Origin of the sequence: Aquimarina sp. MAR_2010_214 (assembly GCF_002846555.1) — a bacterium.
Taxonomy (GTDB): Bacteria; Bacteroidota; Bacteroidia; order Flavobacteriales; family Flavobacteriaceae; genus Aquimarina.
This window is the reverse complement of sequence record NZ_PJMS01000001.1, coordinates 1021168-1046873: the sequence shown is the minus strand read 5'-3', so window position 1 is coordinate 1046873 and position 25706 is coordinate 1021168. Positions and strand designations below refer to the sequence as shown.

At 32.1% G+C, this 25706-nt stretch carries 29 protein-coding genes; 7 read left to right on the top strand and 22 right to left on the bottom strand.

What is annotated here, in order from left to right; all coding sequences use genetic code 11:
• Position 1 precedes the first annotated feature (1 nt).
• The 3 genes from ATE84_RS04635 to ATE84_RS04625 form a co-directional block, all read right to left on the bottom strand.
• Positions 2-412: a DUF6463 family protein gene (locus ATE84_RS04635; protein WP_101446209.1), complete on the bottom strand. Its 411-nt coding sequence runs from the start codon at positions 410-412 to the stop codon at positions 2-4.
• The gene (locus tag ATE84_RS04630) at positions 409-960 is read right to left on the bottom strand and encodes a TetR/AcrR family transcriptional regulator (RefSeq protein ID WP_101446207.1); all 552 of its coding nucleotides are present in this window, start codon (positions 958-960) and stop codon (positions 409-411) included. The genes ATE84_RS04635 and ATE84_RS04630 overlap by 4 nt, the downstream gene beginning before the upstream one ends.
• A 284-nt stretch (positions 961-1244) precedes the next feature.
• On the bottom strand, positions 1245-1469 hold the full coding sequence (locus ATE84_RS04625) for a helix-turn-helix domain-containing protein (protein WP_233195744.1): 225 nt from the start codon (positions 1467-1469) through the stop codon (positions 1245-1247).
• An 83-nt stretch (positions 1470-1552) separates the two neighbouring features.
• Between ATE84_RS04625 and ATE84_RS26035 the strand changes: the two genes are divergently transcribed.
• Positions 1553-1702, top strand: coding sequence for a hypothetical protein (locus tag ATE84_RS26035; protein WP_158237174.1), 150 nt, complete (start codon positions 1553-1555; stop codon positions 1700-1702).
• A gap of 72 nt (positions 1703-1774) precedes the next feature.
• Positions 1775-1918 (top strand): hypothetical protein, encoded by a 144-nt coding sequence (locus tag ATE84_RS26030; RefSeq protein ID WP_158237173.1) that lies wholly within the window; start codon positions 1775-1777, stop codon positions 1916-1918.
• A 60-nt stretch (positions 1919-1978) separates the two neighbouring features.
• Here ATE84_RS26030 and ATE84_RS04620 read toward each other — a convergent pair whose 3' ends face one another.
• Positions 1979-2455 (bottom strand): hypothetical protein, encoded by a 477-nt coding sequence (locus tag ATE84_RS04620; protein ID WP_143273574.1) that lies wholly within the window; start codon positions 2453-2455, stop codon positions 1979-1981.
• A 311-nt stretch (positions 2456-2766) separates the two neighbouring features.
• Here ATE84_RS04620 and ATE84_RS04615 point away from each other — a divergent pair, with 311 nt between their 5' ends.
• Entirely contained in the window at positions 2767-3474 is a 708-nt protein-coding gene (locus ATE84_RS04615) for a hypothetical protein (RefSeq protein ID WP_101446201.1), read from the top strand.
• A gap of 142 nt (positions 3475-3616) precedes the next feature.
• Here ATE84_RS04615 and ATE84_RS04610 read toward each other — a convergent pair whose 3' ends face one another.
• From ATE84_RS04610 to ATE84_RS04570, 9 genes are all read right to left on the bottom strand, one after another.
• Complete coding sequence (locus ATE84_RS04610) at positions 3617-4012, bottom strand: hypothetical protein (protein ID WP_101446199.1); 396 nt, start codon at positions 4010-4012, stop codon at positions 3617-3619.
• Positions 4013-4021: 9 nt separating this feature from the next.
• The gene (locus ATE84_RS04605; protein WP_101446197.1) at positions 4022-5041 is read right to left on the bottom strand and encodes a phenylalanine--tRNA ligase subunit alpha; all 1020 of its coding nucleotides are present in this window, start codon (positions 5039-5041) and stop codon (positions 4022-4024) included.
• Positions 5042-5099: 58 nt separating this feature from the next.
• Positions 5100-5924 carry a GNAT family N-acetyltransferase gene (locus ATE84_RS04600; protein WP_101446195.1) on the bottom strand — a complete coding sequence of 275 codons (825 nt, stop codon included), beginning with the start codon at positions 5922-5924 and terminating at the stop codon, positions 5100-5102.
• Between the two features lie 112 nt (positions 5925-6036).
• Positions 6037-7344 (bottom strand): DUF885 domain-containing protein, encoded by a 1308-nt coding sequence (locus ATE84_RS04595; RefSeq protein WP_101446193.1) that lies wholly within the window; start codon positions 7342-7344, stop codon positions 6037-6039.
• A 73-nt stretch (positions 7345-7417) separates the two neighbouring features.
• The gene (locus ATE84_RS04590) at positions 7418-8182 is read right to left on the bottom strand and encodes an AraC family transcriptional regulator (RefSeq protein WP_101446191.1); all 765 of its coding nucleotides are present in this window, start codon (positions 8180-8182) and stop codon (positions 7418-7420) included.
• 121 nt (positions 8183-8303) lie between these two features.
• Entirely contained in the window at positions 8304-8660 is a 357-nt protein-coding gene (locus ATE84_RS04585) for a hypothetical protein (protein ID WP_101446189.1), read from the bottom strand.
• A gap of 192 nt (positions 8661-8852) precedes the next feature.
• Positions 8853-9986, bottom strand: a complete 1134-nt coding sequence (locus ATE84_RS04580) for a hypothetical protein (RefSeq protein ID WP_101446187.1) — start codon at positions 9984-9986, stop codon at positions 8853-8855.
• 32 nt (positions 9987-10018) lie between these two features.
• Positions 10019-10897 (bottom strand): sugar-transfer associated ATP-grasp domain-containing protein, encoded by an 879-nt coding sequence (locus tag ATE84_RS04575; protein ID WP_101446185.1) that lies wholly within the window; start codon positions 10895-10897, stop codon positions 10019-10021.
• 84 nt (positions 10898-10981) lie between these two features.
• Positions 10982-12559: a 7TM domain-containing protein gene (locus ATE84_RS04570; RefSeq protein WP_101446183.1), complete on the bottom strand. Its 1578-nt coding sequence runs from the start codon at positions 12557-12559 to the stop codon at positions 10982-10984.
• A gap of 74 nt (positions 12560-12633) precedes the next feature.
• On the opposite strand from ATE84_RS04570, the gene ATE84_RS04565 reads away from it, so the two are divergent.
• The 3 genes from ATE84_RS04565 (at position 12634) to ATE84_RS04555 (ending at position 16759) form a co-directional block, all read left to right on the top strand.
• The gene (locus ATE84_RS04565; RefSeq protein WP_101446181.1) at positions 12634-13146 is read left to right on the top strand and encodes an RNA polymerase sigma factor; all 513 of its coding nucleotides are present in this window, start codon (positions 12634-12636) and stop codon (positions 13144-13146) included.
• 57 nt (positions 13147-13203) lie between these two features.
• Entirely contained in the window at positions 13204-14106 is a 903-nt protein-coding gene (locus ATE84_RS04560) for a FecR family protein (protein WP_101446179.1), read from the top strand.
• Between the two features lie 79 nt (positions 14107-14185).
• The gene (locus tag ATE84_RS04555) at positions 14186-16759 is read left to right on the top strand and encodes a carboxypeptidase-like regulatory domain-containing protein (RefSeq protein WP_101446177.1); all 2574 of its coding nucleotides are present in this window, start codon (positions 14186-14188) and stop codon (positions 16757-16759) included.
• On the opposite strand, the gene ATE84_RS04550 is transcribed toward ATE84_RS04555, so the two are convergent.
• Both ATE84_RS04550 and ATE84_RS04545 read right to left on the bottom strand, forming a co-directional pair.
• Complete coding sequence (locus tag ATE84_RS04550; protein WP_101446175.1) at positions 16756-17031, bottom strand: hypothetical protein; 276 nt, start codon at positions 17029-17031, stop codon at positions 16756-16758. The genes ATE84_RS04555 and ATE84_RS04550 overlap by 4 nt on opposite strands.
• A gap of 5 nt (positions 17032-17036) precedes the next feature.
• Positions 17037-17279 (bottom strand): hypothetical protein, encoded by a 243-nt coding sequence (locus ATE84_RS04545; protein ID WP_101446173.1) that lies wholly within the window; start codon positions 17277-17279, stop codon positions 17037-17039.
• 170 nt (positions 17280-17449) lie between these two features.
• Here ATE84_RS04545 and ATE84_RS04540 point away from each other — a divergent pair, with 170 nt between their 5' ends.
• On the top strand, positions 17450-17977 hold the full coding sequence (locus ATE84_RS04540) for a CvpA family protein (protein ID WP_101446171.1): 528 nt from the start codon (positions 17450-17452) through the stop codon (positions 17975-17977).
• Between the two features lie 69 nt (positions 17978-18046).
• On the opposite strand, the gene ATE84_RS04535 is transcribed toward ATE84_RS04540, so the two are convergent.
• The 7 genes from ATE84_RS04535 to ATE84_RS04505 all read right to left on the bottom strand — a co-directional run bounded on the left by ATE84_RS04535 (position 18047) and on the right by ATE84_RS04505 (position 25694).
• A complete protein-coding gene (locus tag ATE84_RS04535) occupies positions 18047-19912 on the bottom strand; it encodes a SulP family inorganic anion transporter (RefSeq protein WP_101450833.1) in 1866 nt (621 codons plus the stop codon).
• Between the two features lie 45 nt (positions 19913-19957).
• The gene (locus tag ATE84_RS04530; RefSeq protein WP_101446169.1) at positions 19958-20587 is read right to left on the bottom strand and encodes a carbonic anhydrase family protein; all 630 of its coding nucleotides are present in this window, start codon (positions 20585-20587) and stop codon (positions 19958-19960) included.
• 188 nt (positions 20588-20775) lie between these two features.
• Positions 20776-21105, bottom strand: a complete 330-nt coding sequence (locus tag ATE84_RS04525; RefSeq protein WP_143273573.1) for a hypothetical protein — start codon at positions 21103-21105, stop codon at positions 20776-20778.
• A 78-nt stretch (positions 21106-21183) separates the two neighbouring features.
• A complete protein-coding gene (locus tag ATE84_RS04520; protein ID WP_101446165.1) occupies positions 21184-21933 on the bottom strand; it encodes a tetratricopeptide repeat protein in 750 nt (249 codons plus the stop codon).
• Positions 21934-21937: 4 nt separating this feature from the next.
• Entirely contained in the window at positions 21938-23704 is a 1767-nt protein-coding gene (locus ATE84_RS04515) for a BatD family protein (RefSeq protein WP_101446163.1), read from the bottom strand.
• Between the two features lie 55 nt (positions 23705-23759).
• Entirely contained in the window at positions 23760-24653 is an 894-nt protein-coding gene (locus ATE84_RS04510; protein ID WP_101446161.1) for a tetratricopeptide repeat protein, read from the bottom strand.
• A gap of 6 nt (positions 24654-24659) precedes the next feature.
• Positions 24660-25694 (bottom strand): VWA domain-containing protein, encoded by a 1035-nt coding sequence (locus ATE84_RS04505; RefSeq protein WP_101446159.1) that lies wholly within the window; start codon positions 25692-25694, stop codon positions 24660-24662.
• Positions 25695-25706 lie beyond the last annotated feature (12 nt).

Genomic DNA, 25706 nt, shown 5'->3' with positions numbered 1-25706 from the left:
TTTATTTTGATGTGTTATGTATTTTATTACTATTATAGAGCATATAAATCGCATGGGGTAGCATTAAGAAAGTCATGCCTGAAAAAGGAATCATATACACTCCAATACCCACGATTATCAAATATACCAACATGAAGTTTTTGGGAATTTGTACATTCGTTTTCTCTGCATGGTTTACCAGAATCCCCATGGGGATAAGTAAAAGTCCAAAATAGAAAAACCAAAATGCTGCGAAATTTTCATAATTCATTTGGCCATCGAGTAAAGGAAACTCAAAAAGACCTTCACTTATTTTGAAAAAGAATTTGTCTGCAAATCCTGAAAACTGTTTCCAAAATGCCCATGGTGAAATCCCTAATAGTGAGTGAACAACCCCAAAGAATATTAATATTTTTCCGTGTACTATTTTCATATAGTTATAAAGTGTTTTAATTCCTTTTTAACCTCTACGAGATAATTTTTGGATTGCTTTTTGTTTTTTAGCATTTCATGATACCCTATTAAGTATTTGTAAAAAATACTTGCTTTTATAACCGCATCTTTCTTAGAATACCCAATTTCCTGGAACAACTGAGTTGTAAATTCTAATCTTCTATTGTCAATTTCGTCTATGATAGCTTGAACCTCCTTATTCTTTATGGCATAGCGTTTTAAGAAAAAAATGAATTCTAAATAAGGGTCATTCTTAAAGGTGATTTTCAAGAATTGTTCGATTTTTTCTTCTGAAGATTTTGCTTTTTCGATCTGCTGTATTATTTGATCTGTTTCTGAAGTGATCCAAAAATTTATAAGTTCAGTGATGAATTTCTTCTTGGATTTAAAATGCCAATAAAAGCTTGATTTATTACATTCTAACTTTTTGGCAATCTTTTCTATGACAATACCAGAAATTCCCTGCTCAGAAAAGAGTTTGTATCCCAGTTTTATCCAATCATTTCTTTGTGCTATTACTTTTGGCATTATTAGACGGTTTCGTTTAATAAACAAATATACAACAAAACCTTTATTAAACGATATCGTTTAATAAAGGTTTTGAGTTTAATAATTAATTGAAGATGAAATAAGGCAGGTGAAATTAATCTTAGGCTTTCTTAAGAGCAAAATTCTTACCAGAACATAGAGCTGATGTATTTAAATCATATAGAGTAGTAATACAAGGATATGTATTAGTAATCAAAAAAATAAATGCGAGTTTCGTCTATAAACCTGGTAATAAAGCTTAAGAAAATTTAGATCATAAAGATTTAATCAAAGTCTTTGGTAAAGAAATCTTTTGGAGATATTTCAAAATATTGACAGATTTTAAAAAGTGTTGAAAAAGAAATATCTCGTTTACCTTGTTCAATTCTTCCAAAGTGAATTCCAGTATCATTAAGCGCATCTTCTTGGGTCACATCTTTTTTTGACCTTAATTCTTTTATACGCTTAGCTAATATATTAAGTAGCTCTTTTTTATCAATTTCTTCCACAATGGAAAATTCAGTTTAATAAAACACAATTTCAATTACCGTTCGGTAATTTTTATTATATTTGTTACACCAGATGATTATGTATGACCCAAGAAGAGTTATATCAATATATGTTAGCCTATCAAAAGGAGCATCAGTTTTGTGAAGAAGATCAAAGCAATTTTATTGCTTTACTAGAAGCACTTAAGCCCAGTAACACTGATACAACACCATCAGAGCTTTCAAGTTCGTAAGCATCTGCAACATTTCTATGGGTGAATAAAAGATACAGATATTAACACTGCTTTTAATAAAAATCGACATCTATGACAGAGCAAAAACTTTATGAACGACTTTTACTTCACAAAAAGAAGTATGGCGTTACCCAGGAAACGCAACAACATTATTTATGGGCGTTAGAAACATTACAAAAAAGCAACGCCTCTCAAGAATCCCATCTAAAATTTTAACCTACAACAATCCCGTATACCCCAATACGGGTTCTTTTATTTTGATAAGTAAGTAATTTACTAATGCTTTTTTGCATAAACAAATTTAAGGGTAGTTTCATATCCCAAATCAGGATCATCATATTCGATGGTAACCACTAAGTTTCCATTTTTGATAGTCACATAGGATTTATTAAATAGCAAAATCTCACTTTTATCATATATAAAATAAAAAGTTCCATCTGATTCCTTTTTCCAATTCCCTCGGGTATCTTCTGTATCTTTTATACACTCTCCTCCAGTCCCAAAATCATCATAATAATTTTTCTCAATAAACCTACCATTCAGTAGCACCTCTAGAGTCGTCATTTTTTCACAAGAAGTAAGCGGGAATTCTTCCAATGGCGCATTCTCCTCTTCATTACTAAATTCTTGCTTCAATTGCCACATCCCAACTATCATAATATCAGAAGTATTAGAATCACTCTTTCCACAAGAATATATTCCAAAAAGTGTCAAGACCAGAAACGTAATGTAAACGGGTAAAAGTCTCTTCATATGCTGTATTTCCAATTACAGCTACAAAAATCAGAAAAATACTTCTCATTAACAAATATTTAACGTTAAAATGTGCATTTTACCGATTATAATAGCTTTTTATCGATACTTATTAGTCTTGTTTATTAATCATAGCTTACAACCATAGTATAAATTAGATAGTTATTTATAAGGAATCATATATAAAATTCTTACATAAAATTATCACTGAAAACTGTGTAGTACAGGTCTTATAATACATCTACCTTTGTCTATGAATATTATTCATCTATTATTATTTATATCAAAAATTAAACTCTTAAAATCAAATTATGAAAAAATCAATTTTTAAAACAATCACTATTTTAATAGTTGTCATCTTTGCAAGCAGTTGTGAAACTAATGATGAGAATGATTTGTTGCTTATTGATGAAAACCCAACAGTTTCATCATCAGAAAGTGCCATCGGATCTAATAAATCCTCAAATAAATGGAGAATCACAAAATATGAAGGAACTACAACATATATGAATGGAGAAACTATACCACATGTAGGATCATATATCTATGCAGAGGGGCTAACGAACCCTACCCTCCGGTGGAATGTAGCGGGTGGGTTTGAGATTGTTGGTCCAAGCAATCAAAATCAGGTTAAAATTAAAAGAATTAGTAGAGAAGCGGGAACTATCCTTTATTCCTACCATATTAATGGTAAGATCAACACCAGCTACAGAAATTTCATTGAGATTCCTGACTCTATTGTTACATGTCCTACTGGTGAAAATGTTAAAATGTATGGTAATAATCTAAATGAAAAATATCGTCAATCTTCTGTTTCTGTAGGAAGTTACAATTCTTCTTATACCTATAAATGGAAAGTAGTTAATAACGGATACACCCGGTATTATAGTAGGAAATCACACGTTTTTATTCCTTCTGGAGGATCAGATGTAACAATTACTGTATCTACAAAGGGGTGTCCTATTCAAACAAAAACTAAATTTTTCTGGTCCAGATATGCTGGTCCTATAAACGAATAATAAGATTATAGTTCTATATCCTGAATACCAAAATAGGATAACTACGATTCTATTTTTACACTTATAAAGACATAGGTAGTATTAGAAATCAAAAAGCCCTAAGTGTTTAAATACGCTCAGGGTTTTTTAATAGGTAATAAATTTACTTTACCAGAACTCCTCGTTGGTTCATTACCGGTAAATCCTGAAAAGCATTTTCGTTTATGGTATGCTTTCTAAACAGGTATTTCTTATCATATAATTTACTGTCTGCAAAGAAAGTAACCACAAATTCATTATTCATCTTAAGTAGTTCTTCCTGAAGCATTTCAATTTTGGCAGAAGACTTTGCTTCCATTATTCCTATACCATGACGTAACAATGAGGTTTTTCGATCATCATCGTATCCTTTGGTCACAACCAAAACCATTTCTATAGCAGTATCGCGATCATTAATAATATAGGAGTTCCAATGCTGAGCAAGAAATTCTTCATCCCATTCTTTGACCACTGCAATATAAACACCTTTTACAATAGGTATTTCTATATCTTTCTTCATACTTGTACTCTATAGTGAAGATTTAAATTGTTCTAAGAAACGAACATCATTTTCGCTAAGCATACGAATATCAGATACTCCATATAACAATAGTGCTATACGATCGATTCCCATTCCAAAAGCAAAACCGCTATATTCCTCAGGATCTATATTACAATTCTTGAGTACATTTGGATCTACCATACCGCAACCCATTATTTCTAACCAACCTGTACCTTTGGTCATTTTGTAATCAGTCTCGGTCTCTAGCCCCCAATATACATCTACTTCTGCACTAGGTTCGGTAAACGGAAAATATGATGGTCGTAATCTAATTCGCGATTTACCAAACATCTCTGTAGTGAAGTATTGAAGTGTCTGTTTCAAATCTGCAAACGACACATCTTTATCGATATATAATCCTTCTACCTGATGAAAAAAGCAATGTGATCGTGCAGAAATAGCTTCATTACGATATACTCTTCCTGGAGAAATTGTACGAATTGGTGGTTTGTTGTTTTCCATATATCGTACTTGAACCGATGAGGTATGAGTACGTAACAAAATATCAGGATCGGTTTGAATAAAAAATGTATCCTGCATATCTCGTGCTGGATGATATTCTGGTAAATTAAGTGCTGTAAAGTTATGCCAGTCATCTTCTATTTCTGGACCTTCACTTACATTAAACCCTATGCGAGAGAAAATATCGATGATTTGATTTTTCACCAGAGAGATAGGATGCCTAGACCCCAAAGCAATAGGTTCTGCAGGTCGCGTAAGGTCGCCATAGCGTCCTTTTTCTTCATCTTTGGATTCTAATTCATCTTTTAAGGATTTCACCTTTCCTTCTGCCGCTACTTTAAGAGCATTAATAGCTTGCCCAAATTCTTTTTTCTGGTCATTAGCTACATTTCTAAACTCTGCAAAGAACTCATTAATCAATCCTTTTTTACCCGAAAACTTAATTCTAAATGCCTCAACATCTTCTTTAGTTTTAGCTTTAAAACGATCAACTTCCTCTATGTACTCTTTAATCTTATCAATCATCACTATTTTCTTAATAGAACGGCAAATTTACATAATTTAGGTTAATGCAATAGTACATTTATATTGTTAATTCCATTTCGTATTGATCAATTATGTTTTCGACACCTATTGAATTTAAATAGCTTATTTTATCAACCAATCTTGCATCAACATTATTAATTTTTATGGATTTACAAATATTTTTAATTCCCAAAAACAAATGATTCCATCCCAATTCATTGTTACTCAAAAGATCAAATTGAGCCAAATATCCATTTATTGGATTGATAACAAAATAGGATTCTGGAACTTCATCTTTTAAAACCTGAAAATATCTATAATTTACACCTCTGACCGATTTTTTGTGATTGTCCCAGGAATAGTATTCCTGATTGGGTAAATTCATTGTATCGAATAGGGTGTAATCAATTTCGTTTAATTCAATAACCGTCTTATCTTCTACATTATCCAGTTTACCTTTAAAACACTTATAATCTTTACTTTTCTTAAAACCGATGCTTTCATATGATTTAATAGCAATTACATTTTCTTTTATTACTTCTAAAGCACATTTAGTAATACCATTTTGTTTTAAATCTTTAAGTGCATATTCATAGATAGATTTTACTATTTTTTTTCCTCTATACTCAGGGATAACCCCTGTTCCTGTATTAAAAGCAATTATATCTCCGTTTCTTTTATCAATACCATTTATAATGAATCCAACAAGTTTTTCATCATCAAACATACCATAGGACAGCTCTAGACGAACTTTTGCATTATCCCATCTTTCTTTGTAATATTCTACATCGGTAGGCATTTCTACAAAGTAGTTTTTAAATGAAATGAGAAAGCAATCTATTATTGATTTAAACGCGACTTTTTCTAAACTTCTAACCACCATATTATAAATCTATCTGTATTTGTTCGACATGATTATCTTATCAAAATAAGCAGTCTAAATATAATAATCTTCACGATTATCATACGATAATGATTTCATAAATTAGGAATAATTATAACCCCAATTGTTTTTCTAAAATTGAATATGGCAATAATCCGTTTTTTAAAATGTTTTTGTGAAATTCTTTAAGGTTAAAATTTTGATTTTTTTCGAGTTCTAATTTCCATTGAAGTATCTTATTAGATCCATATTTATACGTGATAACTTGTACTGGCCACCTTTTCATTCTAGCTATTTCGCGAAAAGCAATATCATCTTGTCCTTTGATATATTGCTGCCAAAATTTTAATGCTTTTTGGTCGCTCCAGTCATAGTAATTAAGACCCACATCCAATACTACTCGTACAGAGCGAATAATATCCCATTCCCATTTTCCTAATTCGTCATATATATTTTGGTATGCTCCTATTTCCCTTCCTATTTCTTCTACATATGCAGCCCATCCTTCTGCGACTCCTCTATATCTAAACATCTTTTGAATATCAGAACGGGGTAACAAAGTTTCGACCATTGCCTGATAATGATGCCCTGGCATTCCTTCATGAATGTATAACCAACCTACTTGTCTCTTATTAAAAGATGTATTGAAATAGTTATAATAAAAGGTACCATTCATATAAAACCCTGGAACCTGAGATAAATTTTTATTGGTTCCTTGTTTGATTTTTACTTCTGGAATTCTATCCAAAAACGGAAATATTTCTGGTAATTTGTTCGCTACGGTTTCTCTGATTTGAAAAAAGCTCTTTTGAACCATTCTAACATTAGAATAAAAAAACGCTGAATCCTTGATATGTTTACTAAAATCGAGGCTATCCATCCCGGATTTGATTTGTATTTCTTTGATTTTTGAGCTTACCTTCTCGATTTCTTCCATCCCCAATGCATATATCTGATCTGGTGTTGCTTCTTTATCTACCCACTTTTTCAAGAAATACTCATACCAATCTTTTCCATTTGACACATCAAATATTTTAGTGGTTGGGATACTGTCTCTAATCGTATTTATCCACTTTTTTTCAATATGAATTCTCTCTAGGTTAAGCTCACATTGATATAGCAATACTTCATAATCCAATCTATCCTGATCAGGCAATTGATTTTTCTTAATCTTCTGCAAATTATTTTCTAAGGAGATAAATACTTCTTCCTGTTTTTGGACAGATTTCTTATCTCTAATGTGTTTGAGATTTTCTACAAAAGAAAGTTCTAGTCCCGGAAGATCTAGTTTTTTATAATCCTTTATAAATTGTTTGGTTATAGTTTCCCATTCAATAGATTGACTTTCTGTTTTGTTATGGCAACTAAATAGAACGAACACAAATACCTGTACTATATTTTTTATATATCGATTTACCATATTCCTTTGATTTTCAAACCTCTTTTTAATACAATGATACTATGGATATCCTACGATAGTTTGTACAATCTTGCTATTTTATATATTGCGAAGGAGGCATTTTATAATATTTTTTAAATCTTTTAGAAAACGAGGATAAATCTGTGTACCCAAGTTGATACGCTATCGAAGTTAAAGAAATCTTGTCATCATGCAATAGTTCTTTGGCTTTTTCCATTCGCAACTTTTCCTGCATTTGTAATGGAGTCATTTTAAAACAAATTTTAAAAACTCTGGCAAAATGATATTTAGAGATTCCAGATATACTAGCAAGGGTACTTAGTGAGATTTTATGGGAATAGTATAAATGAATATATTCTCTTGCCTTAAAAAGTTTTGAGACGAGAAGCTTTTGTGTGTGAATTCTTGTAGTTATCTTCTGCAAAGAATCCTCAATTATGTCTAATTCTTTTTGAAAACTAAGTAAATCATCTTTAAAATTAGTAATAATTCCAATAGGCTCTTGCAAAAAATCATATTCTGAAGTAGTATTAGAAAAATCGTATAAAGATTTACCTAATGGTATAGATAAAGTTCCCGAAAATGGTTGGTTAAATAATAAATCGTTTTGCAAAAAATCTGAGATCTCTATATCTAATAATTCTGGATTGATATCTAGACAAAAACCTTTGGTATTTATATTTTTAGAATATACTTCATAGTCTACATTTTCTCTCAGGATAATAAACTGACTCTTATATACATCTAATTGATTTCTATTTGTTTTATAATGTTCCTTTCCTTCTACTACATATTTTAAAGCAATACCAGTGGTTTTACCATTGTAAATTGCTGGCATACTACTTCGTGAGAAATTTATTTTCCCAAAATCTCGATGTTGGTATCTGGTTTGGTTATCGATTCTTTTTACATATTGAAATCAAGTAACTAAATATACTATTAAAATCATAAAAGGTTGCCTATACTATGTACTGACTTACCAAAAAATAACTCACAATAGCTTCTTTCATCAATACAGATTGTTCACCTGCTTTAAGACTTGGCAATTGTTCTTTCACCATATAATGTGGCCAACCATCATCGTCATAGTAATCAAATTCATAATACCCATAAGGTTCTAACAGACGGCATATGGCAATATGCATCAGATCTAATTTTTCTTCTTTTTTAAACTTTCGATGTAATTGACCTAATTCTTGTACTCCTATTAGATATATAATTCCATCAAGATCTAAATCTTCTCCATCTGCAAACTGATCTGACAGTTTTTTTATCAAGGTCTCCCAGCGTTGTTTTAGTTCTTCGTCTCTTGCCATAGTCATTACTCAATTATAGTTGTCAAATGTACTTTGGATATTTAATAAAAGTCACTTTCAAGCGGAATGAATTAGATTAATAATTCAAATACTTCCAGTCATAATTTTACCAGCTTGATTTTATTAAAAAGTTAAGCGCTACAAAAGTAACGCTTAACCGAAAAAAAACTAACAATAAACTAGGGGAATATGTTACAATTTCCATAGAACGCCTATTCCTGCATATTGGTTTCTATAATTTCTGAAAGAACGAGCGTCTATATCTGTATAATTTGTACTTCTTACTCTAGAATACAGTTTTGCTGTTAATGAAAATCCGTTTCCTATTTCATGTGAAGCATATAATTGAAAAATTGCGTATTGATATTTAAGATTTTCTCCTATCACCATATCTGTATTTCTGGCTTCAATTTCTTTATATTTTCTAGTGATAAAAGACAGAGAGGTTCGAATTTTGGTTACTTTACTTTTGTATACCATATTGATTCCCGGACCAAACTGATCAAATCCGGATCTTCTGGTAGAGTTATCTATTCTAGTATAGTATACAAAATTGGGTTTTACTTTAAGTTTTTCACTAAATGGCAATTCATAAAACAAATTTCCTTTTACATAATCCCAATCTCTTTCACCATTTGTATCAATTTCACTGGCATTAAAAGTATCATACAGTCTTTTTTTGAAATATGTATTCACCCCTAGTTTGTGTTCTAATCGATTTACTTCAAAGGATTGAACGCTCGAAAACTGAACTCCAAACTCATCAAATTGCAAATCTCTTATTCCAAAAGCATCAAAATCTTTAAAATTATAAAATCCTTCTAAGGTCATCTCATTAGCATCAAAAGGCATGAACTCTGTTCCAATCGTTACTCCGTAGTTTGTATATCCCAATGGATTGATTAACACATCCTGATCACCCCCCAAACCTTCTCTATTCATTCTTTTAAATCTAGCTTCTGCCAAAAAAGTAATTTTTTTTGTGAACTTATGATCATATTTCGCCTTTGTGTCTAAACTCCAATAACTGTCATCAAAATTCTCGTAGAATATTCTCGAAAAAGGATTTAAATATAATCTCACTCTGTTTTTTTGCCATTTGTAACGATACTTATAATCGATCGAGATATCCTGATACGCACTGCTTGATATCAAATCTTCTTTTGTAAGTATACTATCATTCACTCTTACTTCTTTAGGACTTTTAAAATAATTGTATTCATATCCTCCTTGTGTCTCGATATCAAAAGTGTTTTTACTTTGTGAAAAACTTAAAGAGTATATAAATGACATGATCCCAACAAGTATTATATTTCTTTTTTCCATTACAATTTTTCTTCTTTTGTTTAATGAGTTATTTAAATAGCTCGTTTTATTACTTCGTTTAATCCCGTTTTATTTACTAGTTGAATTCCAAGGCCTGGCCGAACATTAATTTCCATAATTTGTGGACCTTTATTTTTATCGATCACAATATCAATCCCCAGATAGTTTAATGGAAATGCCTTAGCTGTTGCTACAGCTATTTTCAAAATTTCTTTCCAATATGGTATGGGGGTTCCATTAACCAAAAATGTACTATCCGGGTGATGATTACTATATTCTTTACCATCATACACCTCTAATAATCTTCCTTCTTTCATATCGATACCTATACCCACTCCATTTTGATGAAGATTGGCCTTACCATCAGATCTATCTGTAGGCATTCTTAGCATTCCCATCAATGGTACCTTATTAAGTGTTATAATTCTAAAATCGGGAACTCCTTGTGGATATATCTCACAGAAGAAAGGGTGTGGTTCTATGCATTCTTCGATAAGTACTCTATCGTGAGATCCTAATGAAAAGAATCCCATGATAATAGATGCCATATGCTGAAATACCTGGCGATCGGTAATCATTTCACCATTGCTCATCCAATCACCTTTCTTGTTCTTTTTAAGAATTTTAATTCCGCCACCCCCACAACCATTTGCTGGTTTTATTGCTACAGAATTATAGTGTTTACAGGACTTCCACGCTTCTTTAATATCACTATTATATTCGATTACTGCATAGGTTTCTGCACAAGGAATATTGTACTGATGTAATATCTCTTTGGTCAATACTTTATCATCGGCTAATGGATAGTGTCTTTTTGGATTATTAGGATAAATAAGTTTTATGTTTCTTTCATTCAAACCGATTACACCAGATGCTTTAGCTGATTTTTTATTGAAAATTATTGAGAACATAATCGTATATTTTACTGTTATCTTTCTTTATTTTCTATAGAAACAGATGAGTATTTATATACCCTACCTAAAAAAGGTGAAATTTTATTTTCCTGCCTTTAAAAGAGGTTTAAACCGGAACAATTCTACCCATCGTATTCCGATATATCTACCTAATAATGTGGATAATGCAATAATTAAAAGAGCTATCTCGGGGAATAATACCAGAACAGAAGGCAACCATGAAAAGGATAGGATGAGGTAAGAAATTGATGTTGCTATTAATGTTTGAAACAGCTTATCTATAGCGTTTATATATCCATCTTCAAGAGTAGAACGAGAAAAACGTTCTGCTGAGATCGTAAGAATAATAATTGGGAAGAATGTTAGCTTTGTAAGCCATTCTATGTCATTCTTAATTCCAAAATGTGTTGCCAAAAGAATCACCGATACCATCGTGGTAAGCGAGATTACCAATTTTGGTGTATATAACAACCCTAGTTTATCAAAGGGATACGATATCAATCCAATAAACATGATAAGTCCCACGAAAATTACAATTCCAGAAACGAAGCCTGTATGCAACAAAGAAAAAGCTATCAATACAGGCAGAAATACTCCAAATGTTTTCAATCCAACAATATTTCTTAAAAAAGCAACCAAAAATCCCCCAATAGGTAGTAATAATAAAAGATGTAAAGCTCCTGTTGGTACAACATTTTTATCAATCAGATACCAAAGAGAGAAGCCAGGTAGATCATGAAGTTCTTCAGAATTCATTTTTAAAAAAGAAATATGTTGTACTTGATCCATCTTATAGGTGTAATCAAACTGAATGCCCGAGGTATGAGTAATCAAAGATTTATCTCCATGATAAATCTCTAAGTAATTAGCGGGTAAATACCCAAAATGATTATTTAAAGCATCAAAAGGAACCCATGTTTCATTAATCAATATCTCTGACCAGGCATGGGATGTTCTTTTATCTGTACTTTCTACAATAATGCCTCCTTTTATCCTAGCCGGGTATCCTAAATTTCTACATAATGCCACCAATAATCTGCTTTTACCATTGCAAGAAGCTCTATTCTGTTCAATTGTAGTTACCGCATCTGTGAGTGTAATAATTGGTGCTGAAGGAATAGCATATACATAATCAAAAATATTTTTGATTACTTCTTTATCATTCTTGGTATTTTGTCCAAGTTGAGTAGCTAATCCATTGATAATTTCATTGTCTGATTGAATATTTTGGGTAGATTTAAGATACTTTCTATACTTTCCAGATGCGACATTAAAGATCTTTGGGATTTTAAAATTTCTATCTTTTCCTTCGAAAACAAATTCATAATTTACAGAATGATATGTATTTTTATCTTTAGTATTCCAAATTGCTCTTATATTCTGACCAATTTCTTCTTTCTTAACAAAAGACAAGGTGCTGTCATTTTTAATATTTTCTTTAGAAATTCTTTGTCTGGAGTTGCTTCTAGGTACATATGTTTTTAATGAAGTGTTTTTATCTCCGGATTTAAAAAAGAATCTATAGTTTATTTTATAAACTTCTTCAGAATTAAAATCATCATAGTTATTGAGAATTGGTTTTACTTTAAGCCCTATAGAGATTATAGCAACTATTATAATTAAAGTTAATGAGATTTTAAGATTTGTTTTCGAATTCATAATCAGCTATTTTTGGATTAATAACAGGTAGGAGCTATTTCACCCTACCTGAAATCGAAAAAAAATCTTTTTTTATGGTGCAACCCCAAAAATCTGTTTGTGAACAACCGGTATTCACCAAACTATTCGAGACACATGCAGAGGATATAAGAAATTTTATATACTACAAGTGCGGGGATAAGGAACAGGCTGAAGATGTAATGCAGGAAGCATTTATAAAACTTTGGGATAATTGCAAAAAAGTAATTTTTGAAAGAGTAAAAGGATTTTTATGCACTGTTGCCAATAATGTATTTCTAAATCAAGTTGCCCGCAAGAAGGTTAGGCTAGAATACACAAAAATGCCTCATAGCACTAAGAATATTGAGTCTCCAGATTATGTGATGGAAGAAAAAGAGTTTATGGATAAGCTTCAGAGTGCCATTGCCGAACTTTCTGATGGTCAAAGAGAAGTTTTTTTACTCAATAGAATTGATAAAAAGACATATAATGAAATTAGTGAAATGCTTGACATTTCGGTAAAAGCTGTAGAAAAAAGAATGCATAATGCATTAAAGCAATTAAGAAAATTGGTAAAAAACATATAAAAACCGGTAGGGTATTTTAAACCTTACCTGTTATTCTCCTGATACAAGGTAGAAATTATGCTCGACGAAAAAGAAAATACATACCTGGCAAAGTGGTTAAATAATGACCTTACTCCCGAAGAACTGGAAGAATTAAAAAAGCTTCCAGAATATGATGATTATAAAAAAATCGTAGAGGGGTTAACATATTTTAGAGCACCCTCTTTTAATCTTCAACCATCATTAGCAACAACTTTAGGTAAGATTTATCGACCCAAAAAAGCAAAGGTGATCAATCTAAAACCAATTGTTTATGCTATCACAGCCGCAGCCTCTATCTTATTAATTATCGGACTTTTCTTTAACACAGTAAGTTATACCGTTGAGTCAGGGCAACAATTAGCCATCGTTTTACCAGATGGAAGCTCGGTTGATCTTAATGCAGCATCAACGATCACTCACCAACGTTTTTTCTGGTCAAAAAACCGAAAAATCACTTTGGATGGAGAAGCTTATTTCAAAGTAACTCCTGGCACTAATTTTAAAGTAACAACCAAATTTGGAGAAATTGAGGTCTTAGGAACTCAATTTAATGTAAAGAGCAGGTCTAATGAATTTAAAGTAGGCTGCTACCAAGGTAAAGTTCGTGTCTCTACACAAGAAAATGAACAAAAGATATTACAAAAAGGAGAAGGTGTTTCTTTAAAAGATAAGAAGCTTATAGAAGAAATTATAACAGATCCTGAGCCCTTATGGAAAAAAGGAGAGAGTATTTTTAGTAGTGATCCGTTAATAAATGTATTAGATGAATTAGAAAGGCAATATGATATCACTTTTAAACGTAATAAAATTGATCAAAATCAGTTATTCACTGGTGGGTTTAACTATAATAATTTAAATATCGCCTTAGAGTCAGTTTTAATTCCTATGGGTATAGAATATGTAGTTAATGGAACCAATGTTTCGCTTTCTACTCCATAGTTTTACGAATCAATTCAATTAACACATTAGTCATTTTAGGATCTTAACGTTTTAGAATCTTCTAAAACCAAAATACACAATGAAAAAAACTCTGTTACTGTTATTTTTTTGCACTTATTCTCTACAATCACAAATCACTAAAGATTATAGTGAAACACCCTTGCAACAGGTACTCAATGAGTTATCAGAATCATATAATCTTATTTTTTCATTCAGTAATGAAACCGTAAAAAACAAGATCATTACATTAACGGTAAACAATACTCCAATAGACGAAATTTTAATTACACTAAAAACATTAACTAACCTTAATTTTAAAAAAATATCTAATCGACAGGTGATTGTTAGTTCCCCCAACAATAAAGTTGAAGTTTGTGGATATCTCTTTGATGAAACTACTAATGAACCTCTCTCCTATGCATCAATAAGTATTGAAAGCACTAAAACAGGTACAATAGCTAATGATGATGGGTTTTTTCAGTTAGGTACTATCGATGAGAATACATCAATCACAATACAGTATGTTGGTTATAAAGACAAGGTGATAAAGGCTTCTTCTTTCAAAACCTCAGACTGTCCTAGAATCCCTCTTTTTATAGAGAGTACTTCGCTAGCAGAAGTGCTTATTGTAGAATATATTACTACCGGGATTGACAAAAATATTGATGGGTCATTTAGAATTTCTAATGAAGAACTTGGTATTCTACCCGGTCAAAGTGAACCTGATATTATGCAAAGCATCCAATTAATTCCTGGAATAAACAGTCCCGATGAAACCGCAACTGGGATACAAATTCGAGGCGGGTCACCAGATCAAAACCTGGTGCTTTGGGATAACATAAAAATGTATAACACCGGTCATTTCTTTGGGATGTTCTCTGCTTTTAATCCTAATATAGTTAAAAGTGCCAAAATTTTTAAAGGAGGAGCAGATCCGAGATACGGTGATCGGGCATCAGGAATTATTGACATTTCTAGTGACAAAAAAGTACCTGAAAAATTTAATGGTGGTACTGGAGTTAATGGGACTCATGCAGATGTTTTTATGAAAGTTCCTGTTGCAAAAACTGTAGGTTTGGTAATTTCCGGGAGACGATCTTATACTGATATTTTTGAAACTCCTACCTATAAAGCTCTTTCTGAAAAAGTATTTCAAAACACAAAAATAGTTAAAAACCCAAATCAAACACCTATTCCAGGTGAAGAAGATGATGACGACGATGACGAAGAAGAACGTGAAGAAGCAATTGCCGAAAATAATTTTTTCTTTTATGATGCTAGTACTAAACTCATTATTGATGCTTCAGAGAATGACAAAATTCTAGCTAGTACTATATATACCAACAATGATCTTGCATTCGAAATCAATGATGAAGAGGATTTGATTACAGATAACCTTAAGATTCAAAATAAAGGAGCTAGTTTTTCCTGGGAAGGCACAAAACTAAAGCATTTTGACCATAGCCTAAAAGCATATTATTCGAAGTATGATTCTGATTATTTATTTACCAAAAAACAAGAATTGCAAATAGAAAAACAATCGATTAGAAAAAACACTGTAGAAGATGTAGGACTAGATCTTAATATCGCTTATGATCTAAACACCAAAAATTCACTGATGTTGGGATACCAATTTTCTAATAATGAAGTGTTTTATGCAATCACAAGAGAAGCTGAATTTGAGACGCCTTTAAATGGTTCTGGCAGGGTGAAAAATAATGCGAATACCATGTATGTAAACTACAAATTTTTACCTAAAAATAAGAGTTTTATCAACCTTGGTCTTAGAGCCTCTCATTACTCGATAGTAAATAAATTGTATTTAGAACCCAGAGTAAATATTGAATATCCTTTTACTAATTTTTTAAGAATGAAAGTAACAGGAGAACTTAGATATCAGCCAATAAGTCAATTGATAGAATTTGAAGACACCCAGCTTCGCCTTGAAAATAATTTATGGATACATGCCAATGAAGAAGTGCCTGTATTAAAAAGCACTCAGTTTTCTACAGGATTTTTGTTTTCCAAAAAAGGTTGGAATTTTGAGATTGACGGCTATTATAAAAACATCAATGGTTTGACATCGATCACCAATGGATTTAGCACTATCAACCGTGATTTGTCTACTGGTGAAAGTATAATTTATGGAATAGATGTGTTATTAAAAAAGAAGTTTAAAAATTTCAGGACATGGCTGGGATATACTTTTAACGATATTAAATATACTTTTCCTGAAATACAGGAAGCTTCTTTCCCAGGGAATAACGATATCACTCATAATTTTAGAATTTCTAATACATATAAAATCAATGATTGGGAGTTTTCTTTGGGCTGGTTGTGGCGATCAGGAGCTCCTTTTACCGATGCTGGTCTTGTAAATGATAAAATCAAATATGGGGCTATCAATGCAAAGCGTTTACCAGAATATCATAGATTAGACATCTCTGCAATTTATCGATTTGATTTCAATAAAACTGGTAACTGGAGAGGTCAAATAGGAGCTTCAATACAAAATCTATATAACAGACAAGTTCCGGTTTCTATAAGTTATAGGGTAGATGATAATGCTACTACCGGAGAAATAGAATTAGATAAGTTACGGCAACAATCTTTGGGGATTACTCCTAATGTGGTTTTAAGAATCTATTTTTAATTGTTTTTAATCACTTGCAGCACCTGATCCCGGTGTAATAATCGCATCAATGTTATTTCCTGTTCTGATGTTATAATCCCGACCAAATAATAAAACCCTATCCCCATTTTATATGCTTTCTCATTACCTCTTATTTTTCGAAAATGAGGTATGCCATCTATATTTTTAGCATTTTTTATTGATTCTAAAACATGTTTCACTTTCTCCTCTAGAGAAACATCTTTCAAACTTTTAAAATCTTTAGCGAATTGTGAAGAGGTTTTTAATACCATATCTGTTAAGAATTAAACAGTTCTTCTTCACTCACTGTAGATTGCACATTTGCCTGTTGCATCAAAAGCAACAACCCCAGATCCTCTTTTTGCTCTAAAGACATTGCATCCATCTGTTCTTTTTGTTTTTGTTCAATATAACAGACAATAGCTTTTTCCATGATTTTTTTCACACTGGAGCCTTCTATTGCAGCTATAATCTTAAGTTTAGGGATTATTTGCTCATCGATATCTACTATTTTTCTCATGGTATATATTATATATATAATATGATAAATATATATAAAATAATTCAATTTTTAATTTTATAGACTCTGCAACAAAACAAATTCTAGTATGAGCGCATCCTACAAAACGAAATTGAATGTGTACTTATACGTAGAAAGAATTATATTTGAGATTCAATAACTATTCATTAATGAATTACATCGATATTATTTTAGGGATTCTTTTATTGTGGGGATTAATAAAAGGGTTTAGTAAAGGACTTTTCTCTTCATTAGCTTCTCTTGTTGCTCTTATAGTGGGTATATATATTGCAGTTCATTTTTCTCATATCGCGGGGGGATATCTTGAACAATATGTAGATTGGGAAGAAGGAGCTATGAAACTAGTAGCTTTTGCCATAACTTTTATTGTGGTGGTAATTCTTGTTGCTTTAGCCGGTAAGATTCTTACTAAAATAGCTGATTATGCTGCACTAGGTATTCTAAATAAAATCCTAGGTGGTGCTTTTGGGGTACTAAAAATGGCGTTTATTGCCAGTGTTATTATTATTTTTATAGATGCCCTAAATAGAAATATTACAATTATCAAAGAAGAGACACTTACATCTTCTGTACTGTACACTCCTGTTCGGAAGTTGGCACCAATGATATTACCTAGTATTCTAAAAGAAGAGGACTCAAACGACTCTGAAGACTCTAAAAAGGATGTCCAAATTTAGTGTCTATAAATAAAAAACCTCTGAAAATCATAGAGAAATTCAGAGGCTTATTGGAATATGATTAGGTAACTACTTGATCGTAATAGTATCTTCTACAATATTTCCTAAATAAGTGATACAGGAATCAAAATCTTCAAACACACAGTTTTCTGGTATTAAATCAGGAATAATATCAATATTCTTTGCCAGATATAGAGGTTGTTTTTGGATACCTACGATATGCGTATGAATTCCTTTTTGTTCAAGACCCAAAATAATTTCCTCTAGTGTATATAATCCCGACTGGTCCATATAAGGTACTCTATCCATTCTCAAAATAACGTGAGTGGCGGATTCGGGTATTTGGGTAGCTAGCTGTTGTAATTCGCTCGTAAACCCAAAAAATACGGGGCCATTAAGATGTTTGATAAATATTTCTTCTTTAAGCTCTTTTGGAAAATTGATTTCATCTTTCCAGAGTTTTTCTCCATTATTATTACGTTCTAATCCATCTAATGATTCTACTCTAGATTCACTTGCGGTAACATCTCCCATTTTCTTCATAAAAATCAGAGATGCAATTACTAAACCTATACCAACAGCAAATACCAGGTTCCAGAATACAGATAAAACCAAAACAATAATCATGATTGCAACTTCTATCTTAGGTATATGAGGTATTGCTTTTAACCCTTTATAATCCATTACTCCTATACCTACCGTAATTAAAATCCCTGCTAAAACAGCTGCAGGAATCTGAGAAGCCACAGGTCCCAGAGCTAGCAGTATAACCAGTAGCATAATTCCAGCAACCATTCCTGACAGTCTGGTTTTACCACCAGCATTAATATTAACTACTGTTCTGATCGTAGCTCCTGCTCCCGGAATCCCTCCGAATATTGCTGCAATACTATTACCTATTCCCTGACCAACTAATTCTTTATTTGGTTTATGTTTGGTCTTAGTCATATTATCTGCCACAACCGACGTTAGCAATGAATCAATAGCTCCTAAAAATGCTAAAGATAATGCGGTAAAAATATAAGGTGTTACAGATCCTAAACTAAAGTTTGAAAATATGGATAAATTTGGAACCGGAAAACCGCTTGGTATTTCTTCAATTGGTCTATAATTTAAATTGAAACCATAGGCTACTCCAGAAACCAGAGCCAAAGCCACTAAGGTACTAGGTATGGCAGTTGTAATCTTTTTAAAACCGTAAATAATGACTATGGTAATTAAACATAGTATCAGTTCTAAATAGTTAATATTAGACAATGCATTTGGTAAACTTTTAATTGAACCTATTACACCTGAAGCATCACTTCCTGCTAAGGTAACAGCCTCAAGTGCTATTTCTTCATTAGAAATGCTTTCTGCCCTTTTTATGGTTTCCTTAAAATCCTCGAGTACCAAAATTCCTTCTCCTGCTTCTTCTTTCAGAATCTTATCTAAAATAACTTCCTCTGCTTGAGGCTTAAATGTATTTACAAATTCGGTGTCTTCTTTTGGGTAATAGCCTAGTGCTGGCAAAAATTGAGTAATCAGAATCATTACCCCAATTGCGGTCATAAATCCCGATACTACTGGATAAGGAATGTATCTGATGTATTTTCCTATTCCTATGACTCCTAAACCGATCTGCATTAATCCTGCAAGGAGAAATACTGTTAAAATAGCTGGCAAAGCTTTTTCTACATCTCCATCGTTAGCACCTATTATTCCAGCAATTACCAAAATACTTACAGCTGTCATAGGTGCTGTAGGGCCAGAAATTTGAGTATTAGTTCCTCCAAATAGGGCAGCAAAAAAGCTAATAAAAATTGCTCCGTATAATCCTGCACTTGGTCCCAAACCCGAAGATACCCCAAATGCTAGTGCCAAAGGAAGCGCTACAATACCCGCTGTTAATCCTCCAAATGCATCTCCTTTAAAATTGCTAAATAGCTCTTTGATCTTCATAATTATTTATTTCTTAGTGATTATTTAGGTATTTCCTAATTATTTATAAAATTCAACTTCTCCAGAGTCTACATGATACATAGCTCCTATGATTTGAATATCTCCGCTGGTTTCTAATTCTTTCAAAACTTCACTCCCATTTCTCATATTCTCTATGGTTAGTATCACATTTTGTTTTGAAACATTATTTACAAATTCGATATTACTCGAATTTCTAAGCGACACCTCATTCGGTTCTTTTACTGCTTCTACAGCAGGTTTAATCTTACTTAACAAACCTGTAATATTACCTAATTTAACATCATCACAAGCTCCTTTTACTGCTCCACAACTTGTATGACCTAATACAACTACTAGATTAGATCCTGCTACTTTACAAGCATATTCTATACTTCCTAGAATATCTTCATTTACAAAATTACCTGCTACCCTAGCGCTAAAAAGATCTCCTATACCTTGATCAAAAACGATCTCTACAGGAACTCTGGAATCTATACAGCTAAGAACAGCTGCAAAAGGGTATTGCCCCTCTTTAGTATCCTTAACTTGACCTAACAAGTCTCTCTCTGCTTTTGAGCTTTTTAAAAAACGTTGGTTACCCTCTTGTAAATATGTTAATGACATTTGTGGTGTCATTTTAGATTGTGTTTCTTTAGTCTGTGTTTTCATATATATTTTTAAATCTGTGTTATCACAACTTTATTTGAGATAAAATCTAGTATCAATAACATCAAATACAATTCAACACCTATATATTTCTAGGTTTTGAAAAACTATGTATTCAATTTGTATATTGTTTTTTGCTATAAAACACCTTATACGGAATGATTAAAAAGGTATTTTTGATTGTATATTTTCTATACGACTTTGGGAGGTGGTGTGGTATATTCTAAAAAAACAGAAGAATTTTGAATATAAAATTCTGGATAGTGGTTAATATTTAAATGTGATATAGAAGTTATCTCATCCATATAATATTGAGAAATCTTATCATTCTCTTTAAAGTCTTCGGTTTCAGAACCTTCTTTTTCTAACGGATCAGAGTTTTCTTCAGTATCTTCAATATTAAATACAATATCGCTTTTATTTCCTTCATATAAATGCATTAATTCAACGCCATAATCAACTAGATTCAGAAAAAATCCGAATACTATCAATAATCTGGCTATTTGAAGTTTAATGATCACTATTATGAAATTTCAGAAAACAAAAATAACAGTATTGCTTTCAAATGTTGTTAAATGTATGGCAAATTTTGGTAACCATTATAGCTCTTTTAGATCAGTTTTAGGAATCCATCCTATTTTACCATCTGCAAGCTTAATTTTCTTCCAATCATTTACCGTTTCTGTAACCTGTACTTTAGTTCCTTCATGAAGCTCAAAAACTTCTTCACTTCTAAGGTTTGGTTCACTTTTTATGGTTGTCTCTTGAGCAAAAATGATTGCAAACTGGTTATTTTTAATATCATTATACTGTGAAAAAGCAAAAAATAATCCAAATAATCCAAAAATTAAAATCGCCCATGAGCTTACAAAGAATACTCTTTTTTTTGAAGAACTACGCGCTGTATAATACAAAATAAACAGGGTTACAAATGTAATAATACAAAACACTGAAAACCATGCCCAGCTATCAAAATCCAGCATATTAGTAAACCTCCTAAATGTTCTCGAAATAAAACCTTCTGGGATTACATCTATTGCATCTATTGTAGTCTTCTGTGCAAAAACCAGATTATTTTTGATATCTTCATCATTTGGCGATAATGCTAACGCTTTTTCATAATAAAAAATACTGGGACCAATATTACTCAATTTGTAATTTGCGTTCCCAAGGTTATAATATAAAGAAGCCGATTCTTGACCTGCATCCAAAATCGATTTATATGCATCTATAGCTTCTTGATATTTTTCTTGATTATATAATGAATTTCCTCTCTGAAATGCTTCATTATTCTGAGAAAAACCAAATACTATACTTAAAAAAATAAGTGCTTCAACTATTCTTTTCATACATTTATAGTTGTTTGTCTATTGAAGCAATTACTCTGGAAGCTTTATCATAATCTTGTTGCATTGCCGAGGTAGAAGACGGGGTATATCTTGCAAACTCACAACTCTCTAATAGAGCAATAAATTCTATAGATATTGCATCTTCAACATCACGCTCCTTTAGTAATCGCTGAATACGTTCTTTACTCATATCGCTTGTCTGGATATGCAGTTTTGCTTTTAAATAATTGTGTAATGCTCGTTCCATAGCTATATAGAACTCTTTTTGATTGCCCAGATTTTTTTTAGCTTCAGAAAGATATTTACGAGCTAATTTATCTGCTTTACGAACTCGGTTACCACTTACATCACTTAATCGTTCTTGTCTTTTTTTACCAAAAAAGAGGAATAGAGGAATTGCTAATAAAGGTGCCGTTAATGACAACCAATATACAGTAGATTTAAAAAAGTATTCCTTTTTAATAGGTTGAAGATCTGCTTTTAATTTTAAAAATCTAAACTGATTTCCTACTTGAGTTACTAATTTCTTATTTGTTCCTCCAGATTCTGATGTAACGACTGTATCTCCATCATCTGGACCAGTTTTTACATTAATTACAATCTCATCTGAGGTAATTCTTTTATACGTTTCTGTTTTTAAGTCAAAGTAAGAAAATGAAATTGAAGGTATTGGATATTTACCTTTATATTGTGGTACAAGAGTATAGGTGTCAGATATATTACCTCCCATACCCGTTAGATTTGTTCGTACTCTTTCATTATGCTGTGGCTCGTATTGTTCTAAACCATTGGGCACATTAAGTTTTGGTAAATCAAATAGTTTCAAATTTCCATTTCCTGTAACCAAAACTTTTGCATCCAGAGATTCTGTAGCATCTAGTTCTGTTTTATTAGTAGTCACTTTGAAGTCAAAATCTCCTACTGCACCAGAAAAATCATCAGGTTTTCCTTGTAAGGGTAAAGGTTTTGCTTCTATCACTCTATTACCAGCGGCTACAGTCTTATTAACGGTTGTATACAATCTACCTCCAAAAATATCTCTTCTCTTTGTAGGAACATCTACAGAAACGGTTAAGGTAAGCGGTGCTATATTTAATTTACCTGTTTTTTGTGGGTATAGTACTGTTTTACGAAGTACTACATACCGGTACGGCTCTCCTTTATATTCTCCATTTTCAATTTTGAGTTGTTTCATATCGATTGCCTGACTCCAAAAATCACTATATTTTGGGCTATCGAGCTCTCTCCAGTTGCTTACGCTAATACGCGGACTAACATATAGTTTATAAACTACAGTAATTGCTTCATTCAAATAAGGGTTTGCTTTAGAAACTTCTGCGATAAGATGAAGGTTTTCACTGGCAACAAAATCGGTGTTATTACCATCTTTTGGTTTTTCTACTGCACCTGTAACTTCAATTCTAATTGGTAATGTTTTATACGTCTGACCATCAATCTCTATGGTTGCTTGTTTTATCGAAAATTGTCCTCTACGTGTTGGCTCAAGAAAATAACTAAACGTTTTGGCGTATGATCTTTTTCCATTAATCCATGAATTACTAATAGATTGATTGGGTCCACCTACAACTGTAAATCCCGAAAAGGAAGGAGGTGTAAAATTATCTCCATCCTTATTCATTTCAAAATCTACTCGTAATCTTTCATTTACACCTAACTTTTTCTTGCTTACTTTTGCCTCAAACCTCACCTGTGCCATTGCGAACTGTGCTGTGGCCAGAAATAGTGTTAGAAAAATTAGTTTTAGTTTCATTTTTTATACTATTTAGACTGTTAGGTTTTAAGAACCTAACCCGTCTTTTATCAAATTACCAGTCTTTATCCGTTTTAACTTTTGACCCTTGAGCTTTTTTGGCGTTAATTTTATCTTGAACTTTCTTTTCTTGATTATTCATAGCTTCAAGTAAACTTTTAACTTGTTCTGGGGATAATTTACCTTGAACCTGTTGTTGTTGCTGTTGTTGATCTTTAGGCTTACCTTCTTCATCTTTTTGATCTTTTCCTTTATCCTTTTTCTCGTCCTTAGGTTCACCCTTATCATCTTTTTCTTTATCTCCTTCATCTTTTTTGTCCTCTCCTTTATCTCCTTCTTTATCTTTTTGATCTTCTCCTTTTTCTTTTTCCTTATCTCCATCATCTCCCTTTTTATCCTCTTTATCGTCTCCTTCTTTCTTATCCTTATTATCCTCCTTCTTGTCTTTGTCTTGATCTTGATCTTTATCCTTATTCTGATCGTTCTGCTGTTGCTGTTGCTCCAGCATTTTCTTCGCTAATGCCAGATTATAACGGGTTTCATTGTCTTTAGGGTTATTTCTAAGTGCATTTTTATAAGCTTCAACTGCTTCTTTATATTTTTTTTGCTCCATATAGGTATTTCCCTGATTATGAAACGCTTTATGTTTTTCTGATCTAGCCGATGCTGCCTTAGCTGCTTCTGTATAACGATGGGTAGCTTCATCATATTTTTCAGAATTATAATATGCATTAGCCAAATTGTATTTTGCTGTAGCGTTTACGGGGTTTTTGGCAATTGCTTTTCTATATTCCCCTTCGGCTTTAGGGAAATTACCATCTTTAACAAGGACTTTATTACCAGTGGCTATTAGCTGATTCGCTTCATTAATAATTTGGTCACGATTCTCTTCTTGAGAATATATCATCCCTATCTGAAAACATAATATAATACATAAAATCTTTTTCATACCTCGCTATTGTTCGTTAAACAGATTTAATTTTTTCACCCAGGATGTCTTTCTTTCCAACAGGAAAATATCTGAAAACAATAATAATAATCCGGCAAACAGAAACCACTGAAACTGATCTTTAAAATCTGCAAACTGCTTGGCTTCGAATTCTTTCTTATCCATATTTTGCAATACTGTGGTTACTTCTTCTACAACTTTGCTTGTATTTCTACCATCAATGTATATGCCATTTGCCTGATTAGCAATTTCCTGTAAAGTTGTCGGGTTTAATTTGGTAATAACGGTACCTCCCTGACTATTTTTCTTATAACTTTGTATAATTCCGTTCCGTTTTATAGGTATAGGTGCTCCTTTTTCTAATCCAACACCTATAGTGAAAATCTTAATTCCTTCTTTGGCAGCTTCTTCTGCAATAGCCTTTACATTACCTTCGTGATCTTCTCCATCACTTACAATAAATAAAACTCTATTGGTCTGCTCTTCATCATTATAATATGTTTTTGCCAATTCTATAGCTTCATAAATTGCAGTTCCCTGAGAAGATAACATGTCTGTATTCATAGATTGTAGAAACATCTTTCCCGAAGCATAATCTGTAGTAATTGGTAATTGAGGAAAAGCACTAGCTGCATATGCAATAATCCCAATACGATCACTTGCCAGATTATTGATAATCTGTGTAACTAATTGCTTTGATTTTTCTAGTCTATTAGGTGCAATATCTTCTGCCAGCATACTTTTAGACACGTCTATCGCAAAAACGACATCTACTCCTTCTCGTTTTACGGTTTCAAGTTTTGTACCTACCTTAGGGTTAACCAGAGCTATCACTAGACAAGCCAGAGCTAAACTAATTATTATAATCTTTAATATCGATTTAAAGATAGATTTATTAGGGCTCAATTTTTTAAGAAGTGCGGCATCTGCAAACTTCTTTTGAGCTGTCTTTTGCCAAACTAATACTCCTAAAAACAGCAGAATTAGTACTGGAATACCCAATAACAACCAGAAATATATTTTCTCTTCTAATACGTACATTTTCTACCTTAT

Bases quoted from the DNA above. Each gene is read 5' to 3' on its own strand.
- ATE84_RS04555 (WP_101446177.1), top strand. From the start codon at position 14,186: ATGAAAAAAACTCTGTTACTGTTATTTTTTTGCACTTATTCTCTACAA.
- ATE84_RS26030 (WP_158237173.1), top strand. From the start codon at position 1,775: ATGACAGAGCAAAAACTTTATGAACGACTTTTACTTCACAAAAAGAAG.
- ATE84_RS04630 (WP_101446207.1), bottom strand. From the start codon at position 960: ATGCCAAAAGTAATAGCACAAAGAAATGATTGGATAAAACTGGGATAC.
- ATE84_RS04610 (WP_101446199.1), bottom strand. From the start codon at position 4,012: ATGAAGAAAGATATAGAAATACCTATTGTAAAAGGTGTTTATATTGCA.
- ATE84_RS04595 (WP_101446193.1), bottom strand. From the start codon at position 7,344: ATGGTAAATCGATATATAAAAAATATAGTACAGGTATTTGTGTTCGTT.
- ATE84_RS04585 (WP_101446189.1), bottom strand. From the start codon at position 8,660: ATGGCAAGAGACGAAGAACTAAAACAACGCTGGGAGACCTTGATAAAA.
- ATE84_RS04620 (WP_143273574.1), bottom strand. From the start codon at position 2,455: ATGAAGAGACTTTTACCCGTTTACATTACGTTTCTGGTCTTGACACTT.
- ATE84_RS04540 (WP_101446171.1), top strand. From the start codon at position 17,450: ATGAATTACATCGATATTATTTTAGGGATTCTTTTATTGTGGGGATTA.
- ATE84_RS26035 (WP_158237174.1), top strand. From the start codon at position 1,553: ATGACCCAAGAAGAGTTATATCAATATATGTTAGCCTATCAAAAGGAG.
- ATE84_RS04520 (WP_101446165.1), bottom strand. From the start codon at position 21,933: ATGAAAAGAATAGTTGAAGCACTTATTTTTTTAAGTATAGTATTTGGT.
- ATE84_RS04545 (WP_101446173.1), bottom strand. From the start codon at position 17,279: ATGAGAAAAATAGTAGATATCGATGAGCAAATAATCCCTAAACTTAAG.
- ATE84_RS04530 (WP_101446169.1), bottom strand. From the start codon at position 20,587: ATGAAAACACAGACTAAAGAAACACAATCTAAAATGACACCACAAATG.
- ATE84_RS04505 (WP_101446159.1), bottom strand. From the start codon at position 25,694: ATGTACGTATTAGAAGAGAAAATATATTTCTGGTTGTTATTGGGTATT.
- ATE84_RS04635 (WP_101446209.1), bottom strand. From the start codon at position 412: ATGAAAATAGTACACGGAAAAATATTAATATTCTTTGGGGTTGTTCAC.
- ATE84_RS04550 (WP_101446175.1), bottom strand. From the start codon at position 17,031: ATGGTATTAAAAACCTCTTCACAATTCGCTAAAGATTTTAAAAGTTTG.
- ATE84_RS04600 (WP_101446195.1), bottom strand. From the start codon at position 5,924: ATGGTGGTTAGAAGTTTAGAAAAAGTCGCGTTTAAATCAATAATAGAT.
- ATE84_RS04515 (WP_101446163.1), bottom strand. From the start codon at position 23,704: ATGAAACTAAAACTAATTTTTCTAACACTATTTCTGGCCACAGCACAG.
- ATE84_RS04565 (WP_101446181.1), top strand. From the start codon at position 12,634: ATGGTGCAACCCCAAAAATCTGTTTGTGAACAACCGGTATTCACCAAA.
- ATE84_RS04510 (WP_101446161.1), bottom strand. From the start codon at position 24,653: ATGAAAAAGATTTTATGTATTATATTATGTTTTCAGATAGGGATGATA.
- ATE84_RS04605 (WP_101446197.1), bottom strand. From the start codon at position 5,041: ATGATTGATAAGATTAAAGAGTACATAGAGGAAGTTGATCGTTTTAAA.
- ATE84_RS04615 (WP_101446201.1), top strand. From the start codon at position 2,767: ATGAAAAAATCAATTTTTAAAACAATCACTATTTTAATAGTTGTCATC.
- ATE84_RS04590 (WP_101446191.1), bottom strand. From the start codon at position 8,182: ATGCCAGCAATTTACAATGGTAAAACCACTGGTATTGCTTTAAAATAT.
- ATE84_RS04575 (WP_101446185.1), bottom strand. From the start codon at position 10,897: ATGTTCTCAATAATTTTCAATAAAAAATCAGCTAAAGCATCTGGTGTA.
- ATE84_RS04560 (WP_101446179.1), top strand. From the start codon at position 13,204: ATGCTCGACGAAAAAGAAAATACATACCTGGCAAAGTGGTTAAATAAT.
- ATE84_RS04570 (WP_101446183.1), bottom strand. From the start codon at position 12,559: ATGAATTCGAAAACAAATCTTAAAATCTCATTAACTTTAATTATAATA.
- ATE84_RS04580 (WP_101446187.1), bottom strand. From the start codon at position 9,986: ATGGAAAAAAGAAATATAATACTTGTTGGGATCATGTCATTTATATAC.